The following is a 24,886-nucleotide window of genomic DNA, read 5'->3' on the forward strand; positions in this document are numbered from 1 at the left end:
GTTAGGCCCGCAGGTGAGCCCGGTCCGGCGCGACGGCGTACTGGAGCGGCTCCCCGAGCACGAACCGCCGCAGCTCCGCCGCCACCAGCTCGCCCATCCGCGCGCGCTCGGCGCCCAGCGCGCCGGCCAGATGCGGGGTGAGCACCACGTTCGGCAGCGTGTAGAGCGGCGAGTCCGGCGCGGCCGGTTCCGGCCAGGTGACGTCCAGGATCGCGGTGAGGTCCGGGCGCTCGCTCAGCACGGGGACGACCGACGGCTCGTCGACCACGGCGCCGCGGGCGGTGTTGATCAGGGTCGCGCCGATGCCCATCCTGGCCACCAGGTCCCCGTTCACCAGCCCCTCGGTCTCCGGGAGGAGCGGCGCGTGCAGGCTGACCACGGGACAAGTGGCGAACAGTTCGTCGAGACCCACCAGCCGCACACCCAGGCTCTCAGCGGTGGCCGCGTCGACGACCGGGTCACTCGCCAGGACTTCCACCTCGAAACCACGCAAATGCGACGCGACGAGAGCGCCGATCTCGCCGAGTCCGAGCAGGCCGACCCTGGATCGGTACGCCCCGGCGACCCGCGGATCGGGCGGGTACGCCTTCCGCTCCCGGATCTCGCGGGAGATCCGGTGCACCTGCTTGAGTCCTAAGAGGACCTGGGCCAGGGTGAACTCGGCGACCGGGACGGCGTTCGCGGCCGCGGCGGACACGATCGGCAGCTCGCGCGCCCAGAACTCCGGCGTGGTCAGCGGCCGGACCGAACCTGCCGCGACGAGCACGGCGCGCAGGTCCGGCGCGTGTCCCAAGAGGACGGAGTCCAGCACCGGGGCACCCCAGCCGGACAGCAGGATCTCGACACCGTCCAGGGCCGCCGGGTCCTCCGCCAGCCGCTCGCGGGTGAGCGGCTCACGCAGGTCCACCAGTGATCCGATCTCCTTCAGCACCGCCTCGGGGTAAACGTCGTCACGGCGGCGTTCCTCCATCACGAGAAGCGCTGTCGGCCGGTGTTGCAGCTCGGTCATCCCTACCTCCGTCGGCGACCATACATCGGATGCTTACCCCGGTCCACGCACGGCGAGTCCCACGCACAGGCAAACGCGGCTGATTGAAATTCGTAATCATCGGACCATTGACCGGGCACCGGGAAAGCGCTTACCGTCCCTCCGGAGTAGACAGCGTGGTCCACAGTGAACAGGAGAAGCGATGCGGAAATCGCGGTGGATCGGCGTGGGACTGACCGTCTCAGCGCTGGTTCTTTCGGGCTGCTCGGCAGGCCCCGCCGGAACGAACGTCGCGCAGGACACCAAGGCGCCCTTGGAGCTGTGGACCCGGACGACCCCCGGCGGCGCCGGGGAGCAGGCCACCAAGCGGCTCGCCGAGGCTTTCGAGAAGGCCACGGGATTCAAGGTGCAGGTCACCGCGATCTTCGACGACTTCGAGACGAAGCTGGCCCAGCGCGCCGCCCAGCGCGACCTGCCGGACATCGTGATGAACGACGTCACCCAGGTCGGGACGCTGAAGAGCCAGGGTCTCGTGCGCGAGATCGAACAGGGCAAGATCAAGCACGCCTCGGAGCTCACCGAGCAGGCGCTGAAGTCGAACCAGATGCCGGACGGCAAGCTGTACGGCCTTCCTTACAGCGCACAGGCTTCGGCGCTGCTGATCCGCAAGGACTGGCGCGAGAAAGTCGGCAAGGGCGTCCCGCAGAACTGGGCCGAACTGGCGGACCTCGCCAAGGCCTTCACCACCGGTGACCCCGACGGCAACGGGAAGAACGACACCGCGGGCCTGACCGCGACGCTGTCGACCAAGCGGGGCTACGCCTCCTGGTACTTCTCCAACTTCCTGTGGGCGGGCGGCGGCGACTTCATCACCGAAGCCGGTGGCGGCAAGTACAAGCCGTCGATGAACACCCCCGAATCCGTGGCCGCGGTGCAGTATTTCCGCGACCTCGGCTGCAAGGACAACGTCATCCAGCCCGGTTCGGTCACCATGCCGACCCCCGCGACCAACGAGACCTTCGAAGCGGGCAAGGCCGGGATGTACGTCGTCGGCCCGTACCTGCTGCCGCGTTTCGACAAGTCGCTCGGCAAGGACAAGTACGAGGTCGTGCCGATGCCGGCGGGCGCCAAGAACTCCGACGTCCTGGCCGAGGGACTCTCGATCTACATGATGGCCGGTTCGCCGAACCAGGCCGGGCAGGACGCCTTCGGTGACTTCGCGATCTCGGCCGACGGCCAGAAGATCGGCATGGAGGGCGATTCGGCCTTCATCGTGCAGCTCCCGGTGAACAAGAACGTCGACATCAGCCAGGTCCGCTCGGACCCGCGCTGGAAGACCTACGCCGAGATCTACGCCAAGTCCGGCCACTACGCGCCGTCCATCCCGAACTGGACGCCGGTCCGCCAGGACACCGCCGACACGATCAGCGCGCTCGTCGCCGACTGCAAGCTGGACACCAAGGCGGAACTGTCCAAACTCGACACCAAACTCACCGCGACCTTGCAGCAACAGGGGATCAGCGCGTCATGACCGTAGATCACGCCAAGCCGGCGGCCGTCGGCGCGGACCGTCCCGCCGTCAAGCGGACGCCCGCGCCGAAGGCCCGCAGGCGCAGCGACCGCGACGGGAAGTGGTGGACGCCGTGGCTGTTCCTGGCCCCCGCCCTGATCCTGTTCGTGTACTTCAAGTTCATCCCGATGATCACCGCGGTGACGATGTCCTTCCAGGACGTCCAGCCGTACCTGGGGAACCAGTGGGTCGGCGGGGAGAACTACAGCACCGTCCTCGGTGACGAGGCGTTCCACTCCGCGATCTGGCACACCGTCGTGATCGCGATCGGGCAGACCGTGGGGTCGATGGTCATCGGCCTCGCGCTCGCCCTGCTGATGGAGGGCCAGAGCAAGCGGCTGAAGTTCCTGCGGTCGGCGGCGTTCCTGCCGGTGGTCGTGCCGATCGCGGTGGTCGCCGAACTCTGGCGGATCATGTACCACCCGACCGGGGACGGGATGCTGAACTCCATCCTCGGCCTGGTCGGGCTGGGACCGTCGGGCTTCATCAACGATCCCGACACGTCGATGATCTCGGTCATCGTCACCGGTATCTGGCGCGGCGCGCCGTACGACATGATGATCTTCCTCGCGGGTCTGGCGGGCATCGACCGCGGACTGTACGAAGCGGCCACTGTGGACGGTGCCTCGCGCTGGCGCAAGATCCTCCACGTGACGCTGCCGGGGCTGCGGTCGGTGTTCTCGATCCTGTTCGTCCTCGCGGCGATCCGCGGCCTGCGGGTGTTCACCGAGGTGTTCCTGCTGACCAACGGCGGGCCGAACGGCTCGACCGAGGTGGCGATGACCTTGATCTACAAACTCGGACTGGAACAGAACCGGCTGGGTGTCGGCGCGGCGGGAGCGGTCCTGCTGTTCCTCGCGACGCTCGTGCTGACCCTGTTCGTCCAGGTGCTCCGACGGAGGCGAGACGCATGACCGCGGCCAACGATTCGGCACTCGGCCTCGACGCCGTCAAGTCGCCGGGCGGACGGATCCTGAAGTACGCCGTGTACGCCCTGGTGCTGGTGGTGTTCGCCGGCCCGCTGCTGGCGCTGCTGGTCAGCGCGTTCAGTGACGTGTCCGACCCGACGGCGCTGAGCGTCATCCCGTCGAGCCCCACCCTGGGCAACTTCGGCATCGCGTTCGACCACGGCGTCGGGCTCTACCTGCTGAACTCGTTCCTGGTGGTCGGCTTCGGCCTGCTGCTGCAGGTCGTCATCTCGGTGCTGGCCGGATACGCGCTGGCACGCAAGAAGTTCCGCTTCATGACCTTCGTGCTGGTCGCGATCCTGGCGACGCTGATGCTGCCGGAGGAGATCCTCGCGATCCCGCTGTCGCTGATCCTGTCCGACCTGCCCGTGGTGCACATCAACCTGATCGGCAGCCTGGCCGGGATGATCGTGCCGCTGGGCGCGTGGGCGTTCTCGATCCTGGTGATGACCGAGTTCATGAAGGACGTGCCCCGCGAACTCGAAGAGGCCGCGCGCATCGACGGCGCGGGCGACCTGCGGATCTTCGCGCAGATCATCCTGCCGATGTGCAAGCCCGCGCTCGGCGTGATCGGTGTCTTCGGCTTCACGATGATCTGGGACCAGTACCTGCTCCCGATGCTGGTCTCGTCCGACGCCTCGACCTACACCCTGCCGCTGGCCCTGCGCACTCTGCGCATCGACGCGGACGTGACGCCCGGCGTGATCATGGCCGCGTCGCTGCTGGCGCTGCTGCCCTCGGTCGCCGCGTTCCTGTTCTTCCAGCGTTCGTTCGTCCGCGGCCTCGCCTCGGGCGCGCTGAAGGGCTGACCCACCATTTCCCAAGGAGCGATCCTGAAGTGAGTTCCACCGCCTGGTTCACCCACGACCGGTTCGGGATGTTCGTCCACTGGGGACTGTATTCCCTGGCCGCCCGGCACGAATGGGTGCAGAACCGCGAAAAGCTGACCGACGAGCAGTACCGCGTCTACTTCGACCACTTCGAACCGGACAAGTACGACCCTCGTTCGTGGGCACGGGCCGCCAAAGCCGCGGGCATGACCTACGTCGTGCTCACCACCAAGCACCACGACGGTTTCTGCCTGTGGGACAGCGATCTCACCGACTTCAAGGTGACGAACACCCCGTACGGCGAGGATCTGCTCGAACCGTTCGTCGACGCGTGCCGCGAAGAAGGCCTGAAGGTCGGCTTCTACCACTCGCTGATCGACTGGCACCACCCCGCGTTCCCCGTCGACGGCACCCATCCCCGCCGTGACGACCAGGAGTACATCGCGGCGCACCAGTACGCCGACATCGCCGAGTACCAGCTCTATCTGCACGGCCAGGTCCGCGAGCTGCTCACCCGGTACGGCAAGATCGACTACCTGTTCTTCGACTTCTCCTACAAGGGCCGCAGGGAATGGTGGGGCGGCAAGGGACCGGACGACTGGGACTCCCCCGCCCTGCTCGAAATGATCCGCGAACTCCAGCCCGGTGTCCTGATCAACGACCGCACCGGCATCCCCGGCGACTTCATCACCCCGGAGCAGTACCAGCCGTCCGGGCCGATGACCCGTGACGGTGTCCCGGTGGTGTGGGAGGCGTGCCAGACCCTCAACGGCAGCTGGGGGTACGACCGCGACAACCTCGACTACAAGAGCCCCGAACTGCTCATCCGGATGCTCGTCGACGGCGTGTCCAAGGACGGTAACCTGCTGCTCAACGTCGGGCCGAACGGCCGGGGCGAGATCGACCCGCGGGCGCACGAGGTGCTCGCCGGACTCGGCCGCTGGATGGACCGGCACGAACGCTCCATCCGCGGCTGCGGTCCCTCGGAGTTCACCGCCCCCGCCGACGGCCGCTACACCCAGCGCGGAGACCGGCTGTACCTGCATCTCTTCAGCTGGCCGATGAACCACGTCCACCTGCCGGGCCTCGCCGGGCGCGTGCGCTACGCCCAATTACTCGACGACGCCTCGGAAATCCTGCAGCTGCACACGGATCCGAGGCAGACCGCGCAGAACACCCAGATGGGCGCGCCGCCGGAAGGCACGCTCACCCTCAAGCTCCCCATCCGGAAACCGGACACCCCGGTCCCGGTGATCGAGCTGTTCCTCACCAGCCCCGCCGCCGCGGAAACCCTCCCCACCGATTGAGCACGGAGGCATCATGGATCGCAGAAGGTTCCTCACCGGCGCCACTCTCGGCGCCGCGCTGGTCACCGTCCCCTGGGTCACCGCCGGAACGGCGTCGGCCAAGCCGAACGGTCTGTGCGCTCTGAACGTCAGCTCGCTGACCGAGCTCCAGAACGCCATCAACTCGGCCGCCGCGGGCGCGGTCATCACCGTGAACAACGGCACTTACACCGTGCCGACGGGCAAGCCGATCACCATCACCGGCAGGCGCGGCACCAAGGACCAGCCGATCACCATCGTCGCCCAGACCGGCGGCGGGGTGACGTTCAACGGTGAGCAGAGCTTCGTCTTCGACGACTCCACCGGTGTCACGCTCAGCGGATTCAATTTCCGGCAGAGCACCACGCTGGAGATCCCGCCGAACTGTTCGCGGATCCGCCTGACCCGCAACGACTTCCAGCTGGCCGACATCGAAGGCCTGCACTGGGTGATGGTCCGCGCCGACTACAGCAAGATCGACCGCAACCACTTCCACAACAAGACGACGCTCGGCGTCATGCTCTGCATCGAGGGCGCGGACGAAGACAAGATGGCGGTCGGCGTCCACGTCTTGCGGAACTACTTCTCCGACCACACCTTCCCCGGTGACAACGGCGGCGAGCCGATCCGGCTCGGCGTCAGCCCGCGCGCGCTGAGCACCGCCGGCGCCACGGTGGAGTTCAACCTGTTCGAACGCGCCAACGGCGACCCGGAAGCGATCTCGGTCAAGTCGTCGGGCAACTTCATCCGCAACAACACCATCCGGAACAGCCTGGGCGGCATCGTGCTGCGCCACGGGAACAAGACCGTCGTCGAATCCAACTTCATCATCGGCGGCAAGGAAGGCATCCGGATCTACGGCAACGACCACAAGATCCTCAACAACTACCTCGCCGGACTGTCCAGCAACGCGCTGGTCATCGGCAGCGGCAGCGTCCGGGACCACTTCCCCGGTGAATCCAAGGAATCGCGGCGCGGCAACGACGCGGCGGACCGCGTGCTCATCGCGCACAACACGCTGCTGAACAACAGCAGCACGCTCTCCGGCGAGACCAAACGGACGATCGAACCGCGCGACTGCACGATCTCGGACAACCTCTTCGTCGGCAGCAACGGCGATCTGGTCGCGATGAGCACCACGGGCAACTTCACCTGGTCCGGCAACATCCTGTGGGGTTCCGGCGCCGACGGGAACATCCCGGCAGGCACCTTCAGCCGGGTCGACCCGAAGCTCGTGCAGGGCACCGACGGCGTCTCGCGGCTCGCCGCGGGCAGCCCGGCGATCGACGCGGCGACCCTGTCGGCCGCACCGGTCACGCTGGACATCGACGGCCAGTCTCGCGGCAGCAAGCGTGACGTCGGGGCGGACGAGTACTCGACGGCCGCCATCACCAACCGGCCGCTCACCACCGCGGACGTCGGCCCCGGCGCTCCGTAGCCAGGCGGTCGACAAACAGAGCCGGGCTCACGCCGGCGTCAGCCCACGCCGGCGTGAGCCCACCGCACCACCGAGGAGGAACCATGCCGCAGCGCGCCGCCGGTTCTGCCACCCTTGCCGACGTCGCCCGTGAGGCCGGAGTGTCGCTCGCGACGGCGTCGAGAGCGCTCAACGGCGGGACCAGACAGGTCAGCGGGAACCTGCGCGAATCGGTGCTGCGGGCCGCGGAACGGCTGCAGTACACGGCGAACGTGCCCGCGCAGGCGATGGCCCGCGGCCGCGGGAACGTCGTCGGGCTGCTGGTGCACGACATCGTCGACCCGTACTTCTCCTCGATCGCGTCCGGGGTCATGCGCGTGGCCGCCCGGCACGGCCTCACGGTCACCATCGCGAGCACGGAAAACCGGCCGGAGAAGGAACTCGAATACGTCACGACCTTGCGCGGGCAACGGGCGCGAGCGGTCATCCTGGCCGGGTCACGCAACGAGGACAGTGCCCTGCAACGGAATCTGACCAAGGAGCTCAAGGCGTTCGAGGCCGCCGACGGCCGGGTCGTGGTGATCGGGCAGCGGAAACTGCCCTTCGACACCGTCATGCTGGAGAACGGGCCCGGCGCCGCGGCGCTGGCCGGACGGCTCACCGGACTCGGGCACCGCGACTTCCGCGTGCTCGCCGGGCCGTCCGGACTGCTGACCTCACGCGATCGCGTCCTCGGCTTCCGAGACGGCCTCGCCCACCACGGCGTCTCCCTGCCCGCGACCCATGTCCTGCATGCGGAGTTCACCCGCGACGGCGGCTACGCGGCGATGGTGCGAGCGATCCAGGGCGGTTTCCGGGGCTGTGTCTTCGCGGTCAACGACGTGATGGCCGTCGGCGCGATGGCCGCCTGCCGCGACCACGGCCTCGACGTCCCGGAGCACGTCGCGATCGCGGGCTTCGACGACATCATCACCTTGCGCGACATAAGGCCTTCACTGTCCACCGTGCGCGTTCCGATCGAGCGCATGGGTGAACAGGCCCTCGACTTCATTCTCGACGACCGCGCGGCCACCCCTCGCGTCAAGCCGATCACCGGCGAGGTCGTGCTGCGGGAAAGCACTCAACCGTTGGAGGGAAATTGATCCGCCCAGGACTGTGTTCGGTGACGCTGCGGCGGCTGGACGCCGACGAGGTCGCGAGCCGTGCCGAGGAAGCCGGCCTGCAGGTGATCGAATGGGGCGCCGACGTCCACGTGCGCCCCGGCGACGACTGGGCGGCCGAGCGCGCGTTCGAAGCCATGGCACGGCATGACCTGACCTGCGACTCCTATGGCTCCTACTTCCGCGCCACCCCGATGGAAGCCGGGAAGTTCGGCGAGATCGCCGCCACCGCCGTCCGGCTCGGCGCCTCGCGGATCCGCGTGTGGGCGGGCAAGGCCGGCTCCGAGGACGTCGACTCCTACGAACGCGAGCAGGTCGTCACCGGTCTCCGCGAGGCCGCCGACGTCGCGAACGAACACGGGCTGGAAGTCGCGCTGGAATTCCACGGCGGGACGCTGACCGACACCGCCGAATCCACCGTCCGGCTGCTCGACGAGGTCGGCCGCGACAACCTCGGCACCTATTGGCAGCCACCGCAGGACTTGCCGGACGAGCAGGCGCTGGCCGGGCTGGAACTGGTCCTCGACCGGGTCCGCGCGGTGCACGTGTTCTCGTGGTGGCCCAGCAACGAACGGCATCCGCTGACCGCCAGGACGGAGCTGTGGACACGTGCGTTCGGGCTGCTCGCGAAGGCCGGGCGGCCGCTGGACGCGCTGCTGGAGTTCGTCCCGGACAACGATCCCGACCTGATCCCCGGCGAGGCCGACTCCCTGCGCAAGCTGATCGAGGCGGGCGCGTGAGGTTCACCGAAGCCGACAGGCTGCTGTTCGCCGGCGACTCGATCACCGACTCCAGCCGTGACCGCACCGATCCCGCGTCGCTGGGCAAGGGTTACGTCCGGCAGATCGCGGATCTCCTGGGTGCCGGGCCGGAGGTGCTCAACCGGGGGATCAACGGCAACCGGATCTACGATCTGGAGGCCCGGTGGACCACCGACGTCCTCGCGGCGCGCCCCACCGTGCTGACCGTCAAGATCGGCATCAACGACACCTGGCGGACCTTCGACCGCGGGCTGCCGAGCCCGATCGGGAAGTTCCGCGCCGCCTACACCCGGCTGCTGGCCGCCGCGCGGCAGCACCTCCCGGCCGAGTTGTACGTGATCACCCCGTTCCTGCTGCCGGTCGAGCCGGACCAGGATGCCTGGCCCGACGATCTGGCACCCCGGATCGAAGCCGCGATCGACGTGGCGACCGAGTTCGGCGCCCGGCTGATCCGCGCGGATCTGTTCATGCCGCGAGCGGCGGCCGAACACGGGGCGGCGACGCTGGCCCCGGACGGCGTCCACCCCAGCCCGCTCGGTCACCGGCTGCTCGCCGAGGCCTGGCTCGCGGCGGCCGGTGCGCCGGCCGGGGAAGTCACGCAGTCTTAGCGGATACAGTTGCCCGGTGTACCGGAGTGGTGAGCTCATCGCCGGGCGCTATCGGCTGGAGCGCAAGGTCGGCCGTGGCGCGATGGGCGTGGTGTGGCGGGCGCGGGACGAGCGGCTCGACCGGACGGTCGCGGTCAAGCAGCTGCTGCCGGACACCTCGCCGGACGACGCCCCGTTCCGCTCGATCGTGCGCGCGATGCGGGAAGCACGGGTCGCCGCGCGGCTCAAGCATCCGCACGCCGTCACCGTGTACGACGTCGCCGAGCAGGACGGGACCCCGTTCCTGGTCATGGAGTTCCTGCCGTCGCGGCCGCTGACGGAACTCCTCGCGGACGACGGCCCGCTCCCCGCGGGAAGGGTGGCGGAACTCGGCACGCAGGTCGCGTCGGCGCTGGCCGCGGCCCACGAAGACGGGATCCTGCACCGGGACGTCACGCCCAACAACGTCCTGATCACCGGGGACGGCCAGGCGAAGATCGCGGACTTCGGCCTGTCCCACGCCGCCGGTGAAGGGACCATGACCGGCGGCGGCCTCGTCGTCGGCACCCCGGCCTTCCTCTCCCCCGAGGTCGCGGACGGTGAGGACCCCGGCTATCCATCGGACGTGTTCTCGCTCGGCTCCACGCTCTACACGGCGTTGGAGGGCACACCGCCGTTCGGCACCGACGGCAACCAGATCGCGCTCCTGAAACGGGTCGCCCGCGGCGAGATCACCGCGCCGCGGACCACCGGACCGCTCACCGACGTCCTGCTGCGCCTGCTCCGGCAGGATCCCGCGGAGCGGCCGGACATGGCCGAGGCCGAGCGGATGCTCAGCGCCGTCGCCGACGGCCGCCCGGCGGTCCTGGCGGGCACGAAACGGCTTCCCGCGCCCACCCGCCGTTCGCGGCTGCCGTTCGCCATCGCGGGCGGTGTGGTGGTGGCGGGTGGCGTCCTGGCGGGAATCCTCCTGTTCGACGGGGACTCACCCGACGCTCCGGCGGCTCCGGCGGCGGCTCCGGCCGTTCCTGCCGCGAAACCGGTGTGCGAAGCGCGCTACGAGGTGGCCAGTCGCTGGCCGGGCGGCTCGGAGATCCGTGTCTCCGTACGGAATTCCCAGAGCACCCGGCTCACCGGCTGGGAGGTCAGCTGGACCCTGCCGCCCGGCACCCGGATCGCCAATCTGTGGAACGGTGCCCTGGCACAGGACGGTGACCGGGTTCGAGTGTCCGAATTGGACTGGAACGCGGTGCTGCCCGCCGGCGGGTCGACCACCTTCGGCTTCACCGCGACCACCGGCGACGACGGCGGGGACGTGCCGGTCGCGGAGTGCCACAGTTCCTAGCGGCTGGTGGATTCGCGCGCGTTCAGCCGCACGGGTACTTCGATCCGGCGCGGTCCGCCGTCCGGGGCGACCCCCTCGACGAGGTCCATCAACGCCGTGGCCGCGCGGCCGCCCACCTCACGGGGATGCACGAACATGCCGGTCACCTGTGGTGACGTGAGCCGGAGCGAACCGCTGTCCACCGCGCTGCAGATCCCGAGCGCGCCGGGCACCGCGAGCCGACGGCGACGGGCCTCGTGGAGAACGCCGAGAGCGAGGTTCTCCGACGTCGTGAAGACGGCGTCCGGGCGCACCGGCCGGTCGAGCAGCCCGCCCAGCGCCTCCGCCGTGCCTTCGGTGGTCGGCGGCTCGTCGATCTCGGCCACCACCGGCTCCAGTCCCCGGTCTTCCACCCAGCCGGTGTAGCCCGCGACCAGATCCGCCGCGTAGGAGCGGCCGGTGTCGGTGGTGATCATCGCCGGTCGTTCGTAACCGTTGTCCACCAGGTGATCCAGCATCAGGCGAGCGGCCGCGACCAGGTCGTTGTCGACGACGACCGGCACCGGACCCGGCGCCGCCATCGGGCGTCCGACGGTCACCAGCGGCCGGTCACGGCACCAGCCGGTCGCGAAGAACGGCTCGTCACCACGCGGATCGACCAGGATCGCGCCGTCGACGGCGAAGGCGTTCAGCCGGTCGAGATCGGCGTCCGCCGGAGTCAGCAACAGGGCGTAGGACCGTTTCGACGCGGCCTCGGCCGCCCCGTTCAGGACCTCGAGGAAGTAGTCCGAGTTGGGCACGAGCGCGCACGCGCTGCTCGCGTCGACCGAGTTCGCGAGCTGGATCGCCAGGGTGCGGCTGCGCCGGGTGACCAGCTGCTGGGCGTGCACACTGGCCTGGTAGCCGAGGTCGGCCGCCGCCCGTGCGACGCGCTGCCGGGTCTCCTCGGAGATCCGTCCCTGTCCGCTGAGCACGTGCGAGACGGTGGTGATCGAGACCCCCGCCGCGGCGGCGACGTCACGGATGGTCGGCGACACTCAGGCCTCCACGGGCGGTCCCCAAACGCGGTTCGGCCGGTCGGTGTCCAGCCGATAGTCGGTGACGTGGGCGTCGCCCAGCCTACGTCCGAGGTCCGCCGCGGCCTCCAGTGGCCGGGCGGGATCGCGTTCCACCTCGCCCCGGCTGTTGCCGACGCCGACCACGATCCCGGCGAGGTCCTGGCGCAGGTACCGGGTGAGTTCCTGGAACTGGGCTTCGAGGCCGAGTGTCGCGCCGCGGTAGCTCTCCTCGCAGGAGATCAGCACCGCCGCGCGTTTGTTCATCAGCCCCGGCACGACCTCGGCGGTATGCGGCGAGCTGCCGGAGGTGTAGCAGAAAAGCCTGTCGAGGAACGATTTGAGCCGTCCGGTCATGCCGTACCAGTGCAGCGGTGTCGCGTAGACGATCGCCTCCGCCGGGAGCACGTGGTCGAACAGCAGCCGCTCGTAGCCGTCCTTGATACCGCAGGAGCGGTCGCTCAACCGGCAGTCGCGGCAGTCCCCCAGCGGGGACTCGACGAAATCGGAGAGGCGGACGAAGTCGATCGTGTGTCCCGCTTCTTCCGCCCCCTTGGCCAGCGCCTGGGCGAGTGCCCAGGAATTGCCCTCACGACGCGGGCTCGAATCCAGCACCAAGATCTTCACGTGGTTCTCCCCGGAGAGACTGCAAAAACGCTTTTGCAGTCTCTCCGGGGAAGGTTTCACCTGTCAAGCGACCTTGGCCGCCGCCGCGAGGATGACCTCCGCGACGACGTCCGGCCGCGAGACCGAGACCGCGTGCGAGGCCTCGATCCTGGTGACCTCCGAACCGGCGCGCTCGGACATGAACGCCTGCGCGGCGGCGGGGATCGCGTGGTCCTGCTCGGCGATCAGCGCCCAGGACGGCACGTTCTTCCACGCCGGCTCGCCGTCGAACGGGGTGGCGAGCGCGCGCTCGGTGACCGGGCGCTGGGTGACGGCCATGACGTCGGCGGTCTCCGCGGGGACGTCGGCGGCGAACACGTCCGAGAAGTTCTCGGGCTTGATCGACAGCTCACCCTGGGCGGCGAGGACGTTCGTGGTGTCCGGGCCGAGCTTGCTTCCCTCGAACCGGCCGGACAGCTCGAAGACGCTCTCCCCCGCTTCCGGCTGGAAGGCGGCGATGTAGACGAGCGCCTTGACGTTCGGCGCGGTGGTGGCCGCGCGGCTGATCACCACACCGCCGTAGGAGTGCCCGGCCAGCACCACGGGGCCGTCCACTCCGTTGACGACGTCGGCGACGTAGTCCGCGTCGGACTCGATCCCGCGCAGCGGGTTCGACGCGGCCAGCACCCGGTAGCCCTGCTCACGCAGCTTCGGGACGACGCCGTTCCAGCTGGACGAGTCGGCGAAAGCACCGTGGACCAGGACGATGGTGGGCTTCTGGTTGCTCATGATGGCTCCTTCAGAGCTATGTAGAACGATCGGTCTTTCTGCCTGAACAATGCTCGCCTGGGATGCCTTCCGCAACGTGACGAAGACGACCTGGTGGAATGACCGTTCTTTCTCTAGAGTTGAGAGATGCCGACTGTCGACCGGGACGTCCATCCGAAGGTCCGCCTGCTCGAGACCGCGTCGCGGCTGTTCTACGCCGAGGGGATCCATGCCGTCGGCGTGGAGCGGCTGGTCTCCGAAGCCGCCGTGACCAGGGCGACCTTCTATCGCCACTACCCCACCAAGGACGACCTCGTCGCCGCCTACCTGAGCACCACGAGCGAGCAGATCCGCGCGGGCGTCGACGCTGCGACCAGCGGGAAATCGGCCCGCGAAGCGCTACTCGCCGCGCTGGGCATCGTCGGTGACCGGACGATCGACGACGACTTCCGCGGTTGCCAGTTCCTCAACGCCGCCGCCGAGTACCCCGATCCCGCGCACCAGGTCCGCCAGGTCATCGACGATCACCGGGACTGGTTCTTCGGCGTCCTTCGCGACCTGGCGCGCGAGGCGGGTCATGCCGATCCCGAGCACGCTGCCCGCACCCTCGTCCTCCTGCGCGACGGGGCGCTGCACGGCGGGAACCTCGACGACGCCGAGACCGTGCGCGCGACCTTGCGCCGTGCGGTCACCGACGTCGTGGACTGAGCTTCAGCGCAAATCCTTGCTCATGTCTTGTCCAGTGCTGTCGTCACGGACAAGACATCGCGCCTTCTCGACGGTCGTAACAAGTGCTACCTTCGCGAGAGGGGGCAGGCCGGAGCGAGGAGCGGCGACGATGAGGCTTTCTCCCAGCGCGCACGCCGACCCGTTCTGCCGTGACCGGCTGCCGCCCGCCGACCAGTGGCCGGAGCTCGTGTTCGACCTGCCGGAACTGCGGTATCCCGACCGGCTGAACGCCGCGACCGCGCTGCTCGACGACACCGTCGCGAAGTCGGGCCCGGACAGGCCCTGCTTGCGATCCCTCACCGAAACGTGGGCGTACGGCGAAGTCCTGACCCGCGCCAACCGGGTCGCCCACGTCCTGGTCACCGATTTCGGCGTGGTCCCCGGCAACCGGGTTCTGTTGCGGGGCACCAACACCCCGTGGCTCGCGGTGGTGTGGCTGGCCGTGCTCAAGGCGGGCGCCGTTGCCGTCACGACCATGCCGATGCTGCGGCGCGCGGAGCTCGACAAGATCGTCGGCCGCGCGAAACCCGCGATCGCCGTCTGCGACGAACGCCTGCTGGACGAACTCCCGCCGGATCTGCCCGTCGTGTCCTACGGAACGGACCTCGCCGCCCGCGCGGAACGGCATCCGGCGACGTTCGCCGACGTCCGGACCGCGGCCGACGACGTCGCCCTGCTCGCCTTCACCTCCGGCACGACGGGATCCCCGAAGGCGACGATGCATTTCCACCGCGATCTGCTCGCGATCGCCGACACGTTCTCCCGGCACGTCGTGCGGCCGACGCCGGACGACCTCTTCTGCGGCACGCCACCGCTGGCCTTCACCTTCGGGCTCGGCGGGCTGCTGATCTTCCCCTTGCGCGCGGGGGCGGCCACGCTGCTGGTCGAACGCGCGACTCCGGCGGAACTCGCCGCCATCGTCGCAGGCAAAGGCGTCACGGTCCTCTTCACCGCCCCGACCGCGTACCGGGCGATCCTGAACGCCGGCGACGGAGCGCTCCTGGCCGGAGTGCGCCGGGCGGTCTCGGCTGGCGAGTCGCTGCCCGCTCCCGTGGCCGAGCACTACCGCGACGTCGTCGGACGGCCGCTCATCGACGGGCTCGGCAGCACCGAAATGCTGCACGTCTTCATCTCCGCCGCCGACGACGACGCACGTCCGGGCACGACCGGGAAGGTCGTACCCGGCTACCGCGCCGCCGTGCTCGACATCGACGGCGCGCCCGTCCCCGACGGCACGCCGGGATTCCTTGCCGTACAAGGCCCCACGGGCTGCCGGTACCTCGACGACCCGCGACAGCGGGACTACGTCCGCGGCGGCTGGAACATCACCGGCGACACCTATGTCCGCGACGCCGACGGCTACTTCCGGTTCGTCGCGCGCAGCGACGACATGATCATCTCGTCGGGTTACAACATCGCCGCGCCCGAGGTCGAGGAAGTCCTGCTCACGCATCCGGATGTCGAGGAGTGCGCGGTGATCGGCACCCCGGACCCGGATCGCGGTTCGGTCGTGACGGCCTTCGTCGTACCGCGCCCCGGCGTCGAACAAGGTCCCGAGTTCGCGAAGATGCTTCAGGAGCACGTGAAGACGACCGCGGCGCCGTACAAGTATCCGCGCCGTGTCCGGTTCGTCGAGGCGTTGCCGCGCAACGCGAGCGGGAAGCTGCAGCGCTATCGGCTACGGGAACCGTGAGTGACGGGTAGCGGTTCGCCGTGGTCGGCGCGCAGTCCGTCGAGGGAGATGCGCAGCAGCCGGTTCCACATCAGCGGATGACACTGGTCGGTGAGCTGGACGGCATGGCCCAAGGAGACGAGCAGGAGCAACAGGTCTTCGGTGGTCACACCGGCGCGCAGGAGGTCCGTGGCGCCCGCGCGCAGTTCTTCGATGACGAGCCGAAGTTGCCGGATGCCTTCCAGATCGGGGTCCGACCAGGTCAGCGCGAAGTTCTCGACGATCACCCGGTGACGTGCGTAGCCTGCCAGAGCCTGCTCGTAGAAGTCGGTGAGCGCCGCCCAGGGATCCTCGGCGCCGATCGCCGCCTGGCGCGCGGATTCCGCCCACCTCGAGAAGTCCTGGCGCAGGACCGTCCGGATGAGATCTTCCTTCTTCGGGAAGTGCCGGTAGAGGGTGCCCATGCCCACCCCGCTGCGGCGGGCGATCTCGCGCACGTCCACCGCGGTGCCCTGCTCGGCCAGCACTTCGGTGGCGGCCTCGACGATCGCCTCCTGATTGCGGAGCGCGTCCGCGCGCGGCGCGCGACGCCTTCGGGTGCTTTCCGGTTCAGCCACTGCCATGCGCCGACCCTACCTTCTTTGCGGAGCAGTTGCTCCGCTCTGTGTTACGTTGAGGAGCAACTGCTCCGGATAGCGAAGGGGACGTCATGTCCGACCCGTCCATGATCACCACGAACACCGGCTGGAACGACCGGATCATCGCCGAGTTCCGGGCGAACGCCGGGTACGTGCCTTGGAGCAGCGAAGAGGACTTCGCGGCGGGGCGCCCCGTCCCACCCCGGTTCCCCGGTTTCGGCGAGCAGGGCATGCCGTTGATCCTGGTGCACCACTTCGGAGCCAAGACCGGCCGCGAACGGATCAGCCCGCTGTTCTACCAGCCGGTCGGCGACGACTGGGCCGTCTTCGGAACCCACGGCGGCAGTCCGCGGCATCCGGTCTGGTACCACAATCTCCTGGCGAACCCGCGGGTCACCGTCGAAGTGGGCACGGAGACGGTGCCGGTCGTGGCCCGGCTCACGCAGGGCGCGGAACGCGAGCGGCTCTGGGCGAAAGAGGTGGCGCTCGTCCCGAAGTTCGCCGAGTTCGAGGCGGCCTCGGGCAGGCAAATCCCGGTCGTCCTGCTGGAACGCGTCACCGGGGAATGAGCGGCTCCCAGTCCCGCAGTTCGGACGTCAGCACGCTGCTGCGCTTCAGCCCCTTCGTCACCAGCCCGGTGTGCACGGACGCCGCGAGCCGCGACCAGGCCGAGTCGGCGACGAACCGGTGCAGGGCCTCGACGTCGGGGAGCGTCACGTCGGCCATCATCTGGTGTTCCCCCATGGTGGCCGCGGCGTAGCGGACATACGGCGAAGTGAGCAGCTTCCGCCCGAGTTCGTCCACATCGGACGGACGACTGCGGATCCACAGCAGGGCCTCGATCGGCAGGCCGAGCAGGGCGGGTTCGACCACTGCGCGGATGTACATCTTCCCGCCGCGGCGCAGTGACTCCACCCGGCGTCGCACGGTCGACTCCGACACCCCGGCGAGCCTGGCGAGTTCCTCGTGGGTACGCCTGCCGTCTTCGCGCAGCGCCCGCACCAGCGCGCGCTCGTCCGGCGCGAACACGTCGCCGTCCGGCTGCCGGGGTTGCGGGGTCAGCTGCGGAAGTTCGGTCAGCGCGGCAGCTTCCTCCGGGGTCAGGATCCCTGGCTGCCATTCGTGCACGGTCCGGTAGTACCTCGTGATCGGATCGGCGGTGGCCTCGTGCAGCCCTGGCGTGGCGGCGAGGTCCTCCGACACGTAGACCGCGAGGCGCTCCCGTGAGCAGCTCACTTCCGCGGCCACTTCGGCCTGCCCCGTCAGCAGGTAGCAGAAGCTCGTCTCCGGGCGGCGCGCCAGCGCGGTCCCGGCTGTCCTGGCGAGACCGGCGCGGCTTTGGGCGCGCACCAGCATCGGCACCCCGTGCGGCGTCACCGCGATCACGGTGACGATCCCGTTCTCCAGCAGCCGGGCCCCGCGCCTGGCCACGGTACGTTCGGGGGCGCCGAGCACCTCGGCGATCCGCCGCCAGGACGCCCTGCCGTCCACCTGCAACGCGCCGATGATGCGGAGGTCGAGTGGATCCATTCGCCCATATTGTGGCCGATTCCGCCAGTTGTCGAGGAGACCTTGTCGGACCTGGTCACCGCAGCCGAGAATTCGACCATTCTCACGAGTCGATGGAGGACGTGATCGAAGACGAACTCTGCCACCTCCCCGCAGTGGAGCTGGTGAAGCGCCTGCGCACCCGTGAAGTCAGCGCGCGAGAAGTGGTGACCGCCCATCTCGACCGTGTCGAACGGGTCAATCCCGCGATCAACGCGATCGTCACGCTGACCGCGGACCAGGCCCTCGCCGACGCCGCCGCGGCCGACGAACGGCTGGCCCACGGCGAGGAAGTCGGCCCACTGCACGGGATCCCGGTGGCCCACAAGGACAATCACGACGTCGCCGGGGTGCGCACCACCTATGGTTCGCCGCTGCTCGCGGACAACGTGCCGACCGCGCATTCGCCCATCGTGGAACGGATGCGCGCCGCGGGCGTGATCACCCTGGGGAAGACGAACGTCCCCGAGTTCGGCGCGGGTTCGCACACGATGAACCCCGTCTTCGGGGCGACTCGCAACCCGTACCGCCCCTTGTTGTCCGCCGGTGGCAGCAGCGGCGGAGCGGCCGCGGCGCTGGCCGCCGGACTGCACCCGCTCGCCGACGGCAACGACATGGGCGGGTCGCTGCGCAATCCCGCGTCGTTCTGCAACGTGGTCGGCCTGCGGCCGTCTCCCGGCCGAGTCCCTGGCGGACCCGGCAGCCTCCCCGCGTCGTGGCTCGCCGTGCACGGCCCGATGGCCCGCACCGTCGAGGACGTCGCGCTCCTGCTGTCGGTGATCGCCGGCTACGACCCTCACAGCCCGTCCAGCCTCCGGGAACCGGCTGCGCCGTTCGCGGAGCCGCTGGACACCGACCTCACCGGGCTGCGCGTGGCCTGGTCCCCCGATCTCGGCGGACTCCCTGTCGACCCCGCCGTCAGCCAGGTGCTCGAACCGGCGGTGAAGGTGTTCGGGGATCTCGGCTGCGAGGTCGAAGAGGCCACCCCCGACCTCACGGACGCGGACGAGGTCTTCCGGACCCTGCGGGCCCGGATCTTCCACCTGAACCTCGGCGCGCTGGCCGAAGCCCATCCCGGACAGATCAAGGAGACCCTCGCTGCCGAAATCGCGTACGGCGGCACGCTCAGCGGGCAGCGGGTGGAGAAGGCCAGCGTCCTCCAGACCCGGCTTGTCGCCTCGACACGGGAGTTCTTCTCGAAGTACGACCTGCTGCTGGCTCCCGTCAGTCAAGTGCCACCGTTCCCGATCCGGTGGGAGTACCCGGAAACCGTCGCCGGGCACGAAATGCGCGACTACATCGACTGGATGCGGTCGTCCTCCGCCATCTCGGCCACCCGGTGCCCGGCGATTTCCGTGCCCGCAGGCTTCACGCCCGACGGCAGCCCGGTGGGGCTGCAGATGATCGGCCCGCACCGAGGCGAGCTGAGCCTGCTTCGCGCGGCCCACATGTTCGAGCGGGCGACGCGGCACGGTGAACGTCGTCCTGACCTCTCCTGAGCACCGATCGGTGGTAGACGATTGACGGCCGACCGTGTGACCACCCCCCACCTTCAACGGCCAGCACTGGTCACGGCCACCTTTGTTGTTCACCTCACGCGACACGATCGAATGACAACACCCGATCAACTCACGCTCCTGGAGTTTCCCCCGGATTCCGGACACGGGGTTTCACGCGGCTTGTTAGTGACTGTAGCTGCTTCAGGTTTCGTGGGGTGCTCGGTGGCCGACAGCTCCACCGCATCCCGACGGAACTGCTCCGGATATTTCGACAAACGCGACACCAGGATGTCCGGCTCCAAGGGGAAACCCCACTCCATCGCATGCAACACGCACACTGACCATTTGACGTCAACTAGAACACTTTTCACATTCGCACACTTGTTCGATTCTTGGTATTCTTGCGGGGTGTCCAGCCAACGAATCCTCGAACCGCCACACGAGCTGTGGCGTGCCGGTGCGCGGGAACTCGCGCACGGCGTGGTCGAGCGCATGTCGTTGGCACGCCAGGCGCTGGCTGAAGTCGGGCAGTTCCTGGTAGAGATCGAGTCCCGTGGCCCGATGGAGCTGTTCGGGCACGGCTCGACGGCAGGCTGGTTCGCCGAAACCGCCCGGATCAGCCCCAAAGAAGCGGGTGCCACTGTGGCGCGGGCGATCGCCTTGAACGAGGGCCGGAATCTGGACGGGACCCCCGCTCCGGCTTTCGCTCCGCTCGCGGGTGCGGCTGCGGCCGAGGGCGACCTCGGCCACCAGCAGCTGGACCCGCTGCTGGCGGTGCTCAAGAAGATCCCGGCCGAGGTGTCGGAGGAGGACCGGTCGGGGGCGGAGCAGATCCTGGTCAACCTCGCCCGCAACGCCGGTCCGCAGCAGATCATCAACGGCGGCGCGGAACTGCTGGCCCACCTCGACCCCGACGGCAACGAACCCAAGGACGAAGACCTCACGCCACCGTCCCGCGAGGTGCATCTGCGGAAACGTGACGATGGCTGGTGGCGGCTCAACGGCCTTCTCGACCCCGAATTCGGTGCAAGAGCGAACGCGTTGTTTGAGACGTGGGGACAGCGAAGACCTGTCGATGAGGACGGCAACCGCGATCCCCGCACCCCCGGCGAACGCCACGGCGACGCGTTGTTCGATGCGATCCACTATGCGATGACCAATGACAAGGCACCGACGTTGTCCGGGGACCGGACCACGATCGTGGTCACCATTCCTCTGGAGACCCTGACGTCGGGACTGGGATACGCGTGTGTGGATGAGGTCTCCCAGATCACCGCCCGTCATGCCCGGATGCTGGCCTGTGACGCGAAGATCATTCCTGCGGTGCTCGGGTCGGAGAGTGAACCGCTCGACATCGGCCGTGCCGCCCGTACCGTCACCCCCGCACAACGCCGGGCCCTGAACCTCCGGGATCACGGCTGTGCCTTCCCCGGCTGTCACCGCAAACCCAAGCATTGCGAGGCCCACCACATTCTTCCGTGGGGACACCTGGGCGATACCGACCTCGGCAATCTGTGCCTGCTCTGCCGCTACCACCACATGGTCATCCACGGGCAATCCGGCTGGACAGTCCACATCGCCACCGACGGACGGCCCGAATTCATCCCGCCCCAATATTTGGACCCGCTACAAAAGCCACGCCGCAACCACCGCTGAACCCTGAGGAGCCCGCCACCACCACCGGCGACGGGCCCCTCGGCATGCTCAAGGGGCCGAACCCGGACTGCACTTTCCCGAATATCACCGAACCCCACGACGCCGCCTGGCCGCGATCATGGCGGTCACGATTGTCGACGTGAATCCGCCGAAAGACCCCGACGGTCGCGTTGCAGGCGAACGAAAGCCCTGTCACCCGTGTGTGCGCCGGGAGTACCCCTGCCATCGTCGAGGGGAGCCGCGCCGAAGTAGGTGGCCTTCAGCAGTTCCACGAGCAGGAAGGCGGCGGTGATCATCAGGGCGACCAGCGCCCCCTGTGGGTTCGTCGATGTGACGCCGGATGCAGTAGCCGACCGGGCCGACGAGCAGCCCGAAGACGAACGGGATCCGCCAGCCCCACGACATCATCGCGTCGGCGGTGAGCGAGGCGGTCAGCACGGCGGCGAATCCGGCGGACGGCAGCGTCGCGAAGCCCTGGCCGCTGTCCTGCTCGATCAGGAACGACGTGGCCGCCCGAATTCCCCGCCCGCGGCGACCCGTGGATCAGCCGCGCGACGATCACGCCGACGGGCACGAGACCGCCGAGAGGACGCACGAGGAACGTGATCCCGAAGACCGCGTACGCCCGCACGAGCTGGACGGCCGCGTTCCCGCCGGGAAAGAACGTCTTGCCGATGGGCCGTCCGGTCGCTCATCGCGTCTCCCCGCCACGCCGTCCGAGGGCATGGAACAGCGCCGTGGCGAGCACGACGCCTTCGCGGGCGATAGGCGCGAGGAGATGTTCGTCAGGCGCGTGCTGCAGGCAGCCGGGGTAGGAATGCGGAAGCCACAGCGTCGGCAGCCCGAGGACGTCGGTGAACACATGGTTCGGCAGGCCGCCGCCGAAACTGGGCAGGATCGCCACCGGATGGCCGGAAACCTCGTCGAGGACGTCCTTCGCCCAGCCCACCCAGGGATCGTCGACAGGGGTCCGGCTGGCGACGAAGCTGGCTTCGGCGGTGACGTCGACCATCGAGAACCCTTGCGCGGCAAGGTGTGCGGTGATCACCTCACCCACGCGGTCGACGTCGGTGCCCGCGACGTACCGCAGTTGCAGCATCGCGCGAGCGCGTCCGGGGATGGCGTTGACGGGCCGCTCGATGTCGGCCGCGCCGAGTGAGAGGACTTCGAGGGTGTTCCAGCCATACAGTCGCTCCGCCGCGGTCAGCCCGGTGTCGCCCCAGCCCTCGTCCAGCGCCGGATCTCCTGGTGTGGTCCCGATTTCGAGGTCGGCGAGCGCCGCGCGGACGCTGTCCGGGAGGCCGGGCGGCAGGAGTTCCGGTACCAGGACGCGACCGTGCCCGTCGACGAGAGAGGCGATCGCCCCGGTGAGGGTGGTGGCGGGATTGCGCAGCACGCCACCCCAGTTCCCCGAGTGGTAGGCGTCGGGACGGAGGTCGACGTCGAGGGCGATCCGGACACTGCCCCGCGCGCCGAGGAACACCGTCGGTGTCGCCGCGTCCAGGCGCGGGCCGTCGGAGGCGATGAGGACGTCGGCGTTCAGGTCCTCCCGGTGTGCCATGACGAACTCGTCGAGACCGGGCGAACCGATCTCCTCGCCGGTCTCGAACAGAAACTTCAGATTGAAGCCGAGCGACCCCGTCTCGGCGAGGATCAGCCTGAGCGCGGTCAGGTTGATCAGATGCTGTCCCTTGTTGTCCGCGGAACCGCGGCCGTACCAGCGTTCGCCGTCGGCGGTCAGCGTCCACGGGTCCCGGCCGTCGCTCCACCGGCCCTGGTGCCCATCGACGACGTCGGCATGGCCGTAACAGAGGAGTGTCGGCAGCTCGGGGGACTCGATCCGGGTGCCGATCAGGAACGGTCCGCCTGCCGGGTCGGGATTGGGATACGTCGACACGGAACAGCCGAGTGCGGTCAGTGCCGGAGTCAGGACCTCGTCCAGGTATGCCTTGATGGCAACGCGGCCGCTCGGATGATCACTCACGGTCGGATACCGGACGAGCTCGGCGAGCTCGGCGAAGAAAGCTCCCGAATCGACGTGTTCCTGGGCCTTCGAGACCAGTTCTGCGGATATTGCCACGGTGTCTCCCGGTTCGCTCGTCGAGTGTCGCTGAGGAGCGTAAGTGCGGCGAACTGAGCCCCGAGTACGAGTTCGTCCGTGCGCTGGTCAGCGGATCAGCACCCCTGGATTGAGGATCCCTGCCGGATCGAGGGCGGCTTTGGCGGCGGTGAGCGCGGCCGCGAACGGGCCGGGACGCTGCCGGTCGTACCAGGGCCGGTGGTCGCGGCCGACGGCGTGGTGATGGGTGATCGTGCCACCGTGGCCCACGATCGCCTCGGAGACGGCGGCCTTGATCTCGTCCCACTGCGCGACCGTGCTCCCCCAGCGCCCGGCGGCGTAGATCCCGTAATAGGGCGCGGGACCGTCGGGGTAGACGTGGGTGAAACGGCAGGTGACGACACCGGCGCCGCCGCACACGTCGTCGATCGCGGCGCGTGCCGCCGAGGTGATCGCGTCGTGGAACTCGTCGAAAGCGTCCCATGTGCAGGCGGTCTCGAAGGTCTCCACGATGAGCGACCGGCGGGCCAGTGCGTCGCGCTGGTACGGCATCCGCAGGAACGACGAACGCCACGTCGAGGCACTGTCCCGGCCGGGGGAATCCTTGCCTCGCCTGGCTTTCACGATCCCACCGTGACCCGCGGTCAGTTCGAGCGCGCGCTCCAGCCAGGTGTCGACCGGATGATCGGCGGACTCGAACCCGACCAGGAGCAGTCCGCCGCCCACGCTCGCGCCCGCGTTGATGAAGGCCTCGGCCGGGTCGAGAAGACGGCAGTTCGACGGGTGGAGCCCGGACTGCGCGATCGCGCGGGTCGCGGCGACGGCGTCCTCCTGCCGTTCGAAGGCGACCGACGCGGTGACCTGCCAGACCGGCCGGTCCTGCAGGCGCATCCAGGCTTCGGTGATCACGCCGAGTGTCCCCTCGGAGCCGAGGAACAGCCGATCCGGCGACGGTCCGGCGCCCGATCCCGGCAGGCGCCGCGATTCGCTGATCCCGGCCGGGGTGACGACGCGCAGCGACTCGGTGAGATCGTCGATATGCGTGGCGAGCGTGGCGAAATGCCCGCCCGCGCGGGTGGCGAGCCAGCCGCCGAGCGTCGAATGGGCGAACGACTGCGGAAAATGCCGCAAGGTCAGTCCCAGCGGGCGAAGCCGGTCTTCCAGCGCCGGCCCGAAGATCCCGGCCTGGATCCGGGCCGCGCGGCTGATGGTGTCCACTTCGAGCACGGCGTCCAGGCCTGCCAGGTCCATCGAGACCGCCGGACCGTCGAACCGCGGTTCGATCCCGCCGACGACGGAACTGCCGCCGCCGTAGGGAATCAGCGGGGTACCGGAGGCCGTGCACCAGTCGAGGAGGTCGACGACGTCCTGTTCCGAGCGTGGGCGGGCGACCAGGTCCGGGACGTGGTCGAGCTGTCCGTGCAGATTGCGGACGACGTCACGGAAAGCCTTGCCCCTGGCGTGAGACAACCTGTCGACGGGAACGTCGCTGCACAACGCGGCCAGCGCCGTGGGCGGGCGGATCCGCGAGGCCGGGACGTCGAGCTCCGCAAGTTCCGGCGGGGCGTGGTCGGTGAAGTCGTGACCGGGCAGGACTCCCGCCGTGCGGGCGACCAGCGCCTCGGACTCCTCCTTGGACAGTTCGCCGTCGGTGGTGCCCCAGCCCCACCAGGATCGCTCCTCGGTCGGCATCGATGCCTCCCTTCGATCTAACTCGATAGTAAGT

The 24,886-nt window shown here is 69.0% G+C and carries 22 protein-coding genes; 14 read left to right on the forward strand and 8 right to left on the reverse strand.

The features are described 5' to 3' along the window. Position 1: 1 nt before the first annotated feature. Positions 2-1,009, reverse strand: coding sequence for a hydroxyacid dehydrogenase (locus AMYAL_RS0137640; protein ID WP_020636466.1), 1,008 nt, complete (start codon positions 1,007-1,009; stop codon positions 2-4). Between the two features lie 181 nt (positions 1,010-1,190). Here AMYAL_RS0137640 and AMYAL_RS0137645 point away from each other — a divergent pair, with 181 nt between their 5' ends. The 9 genes from AMYAL_RS0137645 to AMYAL_RS0137685 all read left to right on the forward strand — a co-directional run bounded on the left by AMYAL_RS0137645 (position 1,191) and on the right by AMYAL_RS0137685 (position 10,951). Further along, the gene (locus tag AMYAL_RS0137645) at positions 1,191-2,519 is read left to right on the forward strand and encodes a sugar ABC transporter substrate-binding protein (protein WP_020636467.1); all 1,329 of its coding nucleotides are present in this window, start codon (positions 1,191-1,193) and stop codon (positions 2,517-2,519) included. Then, a complete protein-coding gene (locus AMYAL_RS0137650; RefSeq protein WP_020636468.1) occupies positions 2,516-3,472 on the forward strand; it encodes a carbohydrate ABC transporter permease in 957 nt (318 codons plus the stop codon). Before AMYAL_RS0137645 ends, AMYAL_RS0137650 begins: the two co-directional genes overlap by 4 nt. After that, a complete protein-coding gene (locus AMYAL_RS0137655; RefSeq protein WP_020636469.1) occupies positions 3,469-4,335 on the forward strand; it encodes a carbohydrate ABC transporter permease in 867 nt (288 codons plus the stop codon). The genes AMYAL_RS0137650 and AMYAL_RS0137655 overlap by 4 nt, the downstream gene beginning before the upstream one ends. A 29-nt stretch (positions 4,336-4,364) precedes the next feature. Then, positions 4,365-5,663: an alpha-L-fucosidase gene (locus AMYAL_RS0137660; RefSeq protein ID WP_020636470.1), complete on the forward strand. Its 1,299-nt coding sequence runs from the start codon at positions 4,365-4,367 to the stop codon at positions 5,661-5,663. Between the two features lie 13 nt (positions 5,664-5,676). Further along, positions 5,677-7,119 (forward strand): polysaccharide lyase 6 family protein, encoded by a 1,443-nt coding sequence (locus AMYAL_RS0137665; RefSeq protein WP_020636471.1) that lies wholly within the window; start codon positions 5,677-5,679, stop codon positions 7,117-7,119. Between the two features lie 83 nt (positions 7,120-7,202). Continuing rightward, a complete protein-coding gene (locus tag AMYAL_RS0137670; RefSeq protein ID WP_020636472.1) occupies positions 7,203-8,240 on the forward strand; it encodes a LacI family DNA-binding transcriptional regulator in 1,038 nt (345 codons plus the stop codon). Continuing rightward, positions 8,237-8,998, forward strand: a complete 762-nt coding sequence (locus AMYAL_RS0137675; RefSeq protein WP_026467770.1) for a sugar phosphate isomerase/epimerase family protein — start codon at positions 8,237-8,239, stop codon at positions 8,996-8,998. The genes AMYAL_RS0137670 and AMYAL_RS0137675 overlap by 4 nt, the downstream gene beginning before the upstream one ends. Then, positions 8,995-9,627 (forward strand): GDSL-type esterase/lipase family protein, encoded by a 633-nt coding sequence (locus AMYAL_RS0137680; RefSeq protein ID WP_020636474.1) that lies wholly within the window; start codon positions 8,995-8,997, stop codon positions 9,625-9,627. The genes AMYAL_RS0137675 and AMYAL_RS0137680 overlap by 4 nt, the downstream gene beginning before the upstream one ends. 16 nt (positions 9,628-9,643) lie before the next feature. Then, complete coding sequence (locus AMYAL_RS0137685; RefSeq protein WP_020636475.1) at positions 9,644-10,951, forward strand: serine/threonine-protein kinase; 1,308 nt, start codon at positions 9,644-9,646, stop codon at positions 10,949-10,951. Here AMYAL_RS0137685 and AMYAL_RS0137690 read toward each other — a convergent pair. From AMYAL_RS0137690 to AMYAL_RS0137700, 3 genes are all read right to left on the reverse strand, one after another. Then, positions 10,948-11,967, reverse strand: a complete 1,020-nt coding sequence (locus AMYAL_RS0137690) for a LacI family DNA-binding transcriptional regulator (protein ID WP_020636476.1) — start codon at positions 11,965-11,967, stop codon at positions 10,948-10,950. The two genes, AMYAL_RS0137685 and AMYAL_RS0137690, sit on opposite strands and share 4 nt — an antisense overlap. Then, a complete protein-coding gene (locus AMYAL_RS0137695; RefSeq protein WP_020636477.1) occupies positions 11,968-12,612 on the reverse strand; it encodes a flavodoxin family protein in 645 nt (214 codons plus the stop codon). Between the two features lie 63 nt (positions 12,613-12,675). Next, positions 12,676-13,380, reverse strand: a complete 705-nt coding sequence (locus AMYAL_RS0137700; protein WP_020636478.1) for an alpha/beta fold hydrolase — start codon at positions 13,378-13,380, stop codon at positions 12,676-12,678. Positions 13,381-13,506: 126 nt separating this feature from the next. Here AMYAL_RS0137700 and AMYAL_RS0137705 point away from each other — a divergent pair, with 126 nt between their 5' ends. Beyond that, complete coding sequence (locus AMYAL_RS0137705; protein ID WP_020636479.1) at positions 13,507-14,067, forward strand: TetR/AcrR family transcriptional regulator; 561 nt, start codon at positions 13,507-13,509, stop codon at positions 14,065-14,067. A gap of 130 nt (positions 14,068-14,197) precedes the next feature. Continuing rightward, positions 14,198-15,781, forward strand: coding sequence for an AMP-binding protein (locus AMYAL_RS0137710; RefSeq protein ID WP_020636480.1), 1,584 nt, complete (start codon positions 14,198-14,200; stop codon positions 15,779-15,781). Here AMYAL_RS0137710 and AMYAL_RS0137715 read toward each other — a convergent pair. Continuing rightward, on the reverse strand, positions 15,760-16,383 hold the full coding sequence (locus AMYAL_RS0137715) for a TetR/AcrR family transcriptional regulator (protein ID WP_020636481.1): 624 nt from the start codon (positions 16,381-16,383) through the stop codon (positions 15,760-15,762). The genes AMYAL_RS0137710 and AMYAL_RS0137715 overlap by 22 nt on opposite strands. Before the next feature lie 86 nt (positions 16,384-16,469). Here AMYAL_RS0137715 and AMYAL_RS0137720 point away from each other — a divergent pair, with 86 nt between their 5' ends. Further along, complete coding sequence (locus tag AMYAL_RS0137720) at positions 16,470-16,967, forward strand: nitroreductase family deazaflavin-dependent oxidoreductase (RefSeq protein WP_020636482.1); 498 nt, start codon at positions 16,470-16,472, stop codon at positions 16,965-16,967. Here the strand turns inward: AMYAL_RS0137720 and AMYAL_RS0137725 are convergent. Next, complete coding sequence (locus tag AMYAL_RS0137725; RefSeq protein WP_020636483.1) at positions 16,954-17,928, reverse strand: Lrp/AsnC family transcriptional regulator; 975 nt, start codon at positions 17,926-17,928, stop codon at positions 16,954-16,956. The genes AMYAL_RS0137720 and AMYAL_RS0137725 overlap by 14 nt on opposite strands. Positions 17,929-18,020: 92 nt before the next feature. Between AMYAL_RS0137725 and AMYAL_RS0137730 the strand changes: the two genes are divergently transcribed. Continuing rightward, positions 18,021-19,445, forward strand: coding sequence for an amidase (locus tag AMYAL_RS0137730; protein ID WP_020636484.1), 1,425 nt, complete (start codon positions 18,021-18,023; stop codon positions 19,443-19,445). A gap of 408 nt (positions 19,446-19,853) precedes the next feature. Then, positions 19,854-21,101, forward strand: coding sequence for an HNH endonuclease signature motif containing protein (locus AMYAL_RS0137735; protein ID WP_020636485.1), 1,248 nt, complete (start codon positions 19,854-19,856; stop codon positions 21,099-21,101). A 691-nt stretch (positions 21,102-21,792) separates the two neighbouring features. Here the strand turns inward: AMYAL_RS0137735 and AMYAL_RS0137740 are convergent. Then, entirely contained in the window at positions 21,793-23,181 is a 1,389-nt protein-coding gene (locus AMYAL_RS0137740) for a M20 family metallopeptidase (protein WP_020636486.1), read from the reverse strand. An 87-nt stretch (positions 23,182-23,268) separates the two neighbouring features. Then, positions 23,269-24,852, reverse strand: a complete 1,584-nt coding sequence (locus AMYAL_RS0137745) for an FAD-binding oxidoreductase (protein ID WP_020636487.1) — start codon at positions 24,850-24,852, stop codon at positions 23,269-23,271. Between the last annotated feature and the right edge of the window lie 34 nt (positions 24,853-24,886).

Source organism: Amycolatopsis alba DSM 44262 (genome assembly GCF_000384215.1).
GTDB classification, from domain to species: Bacteria; Actinomycetota; Actinomycetes; order Mycobacteriales; family Pseudonocardiaceae; genus Amycolatopsis; species Amycolatopsis alba.

Coding starts and splice junctions, on each gene's coding strand:
- AMYAL_RS0137640 (WP_020636466.1), bottom strand. CDS start 1,009: ATGACCGAGCTGCAACACCGGCCGACAGCGCTTCTCGTGATGGAGGAA.
- AMYAL_RS0137645 (WP_020636467.1), top strand. CDS start 1,191: ATGCGGAAATCGCGGTGGATCGGCGTGGGACTGACCGTCTCAGCGCTG.
- AMYAL_RS0137650 (WP_020636468.1), top strand. CDS start 2,516: ATGACCGTAGATCACGCCAAGCCGGCGGCCGTCGGCGCGGACCGTCCC.
- AMYAL_RS0137655 (WP_020636469.1), top strand. CDS start 3,469: ATGACCGCGGCCAACGATTCGGCACTCGGCCTCGACGCCGTCAAGTCG.
- AMYAL_RS0137665 (WP_020636471.1), top strand. CDS start 5,677: ATGGATCGCAGAAGGTTCCTCACCGGCGCCACTCTCGGCGCCGCGCTG.
- AMYAL_RS0137670 (WP_020636472.1), top strand. CDS start 7,203: ATGCCGCAGCGCGCCGCCGGTTCTGCCACCCTTGCCGACGTCGCCCGT.
- AMYAL_RS0137700 (WP_020636478.1), bottom strand. CDS start 13,380: ATGAGCAACCAGAAGCCCACCATCGTCCTGGTCCACGGTGCTTTCGCC.
- AMYAL_RS0137705 (WP_020636479.1), top strand. CDS start 13,507: ATGCCGACTGTCGACCGGGACGTCCATCCGAAGGTCCGCCTGCTCGAG.
- AMYAL_RS0137710 (WP_020636480.1), top strand. CDS start 14,198: ATGAGGCTTTCTCCCAGCGCGCACGCCGACCCGTTCTGCCGTGACCGG.
- AMYAL_RS0137715 (WP_020636481.1), bottom strand. CDS start 16,383: ATGGCAGTGGCTGAACCGGAAAGCACCCGAAGGCGTCGCGCGCCGCGC.
- AMYAL_RS0137720 (WP_020636482.1), top strand. CDS start 16,470: ATGTCCGACCCGTCCATGATCACCACGAACACCGGCTGGAACGACCGG.
- AMYAL_RS0137725 (WP_020636483.1), bottom strand. CDS start 17,928: ATGGATCCACTCGACCTCCGCATCATCGGCGCGTTGCAGGTGGACGGC.
- AMYAL_RS0137730 (WP_020636484.1), top strand. CDS start 18,021: ATGGAGGACGTGATCGAAGACGAACTCTGCCACCTCCCCGCAGTGGAG.
- AMYAL_RS0137745 (WP_020636487.1), bottom strand. CDS start 24,852: ATGCCGACCGAGGAGCGATCCTGGTGGGGCTGGGGCACCACCGACGGC.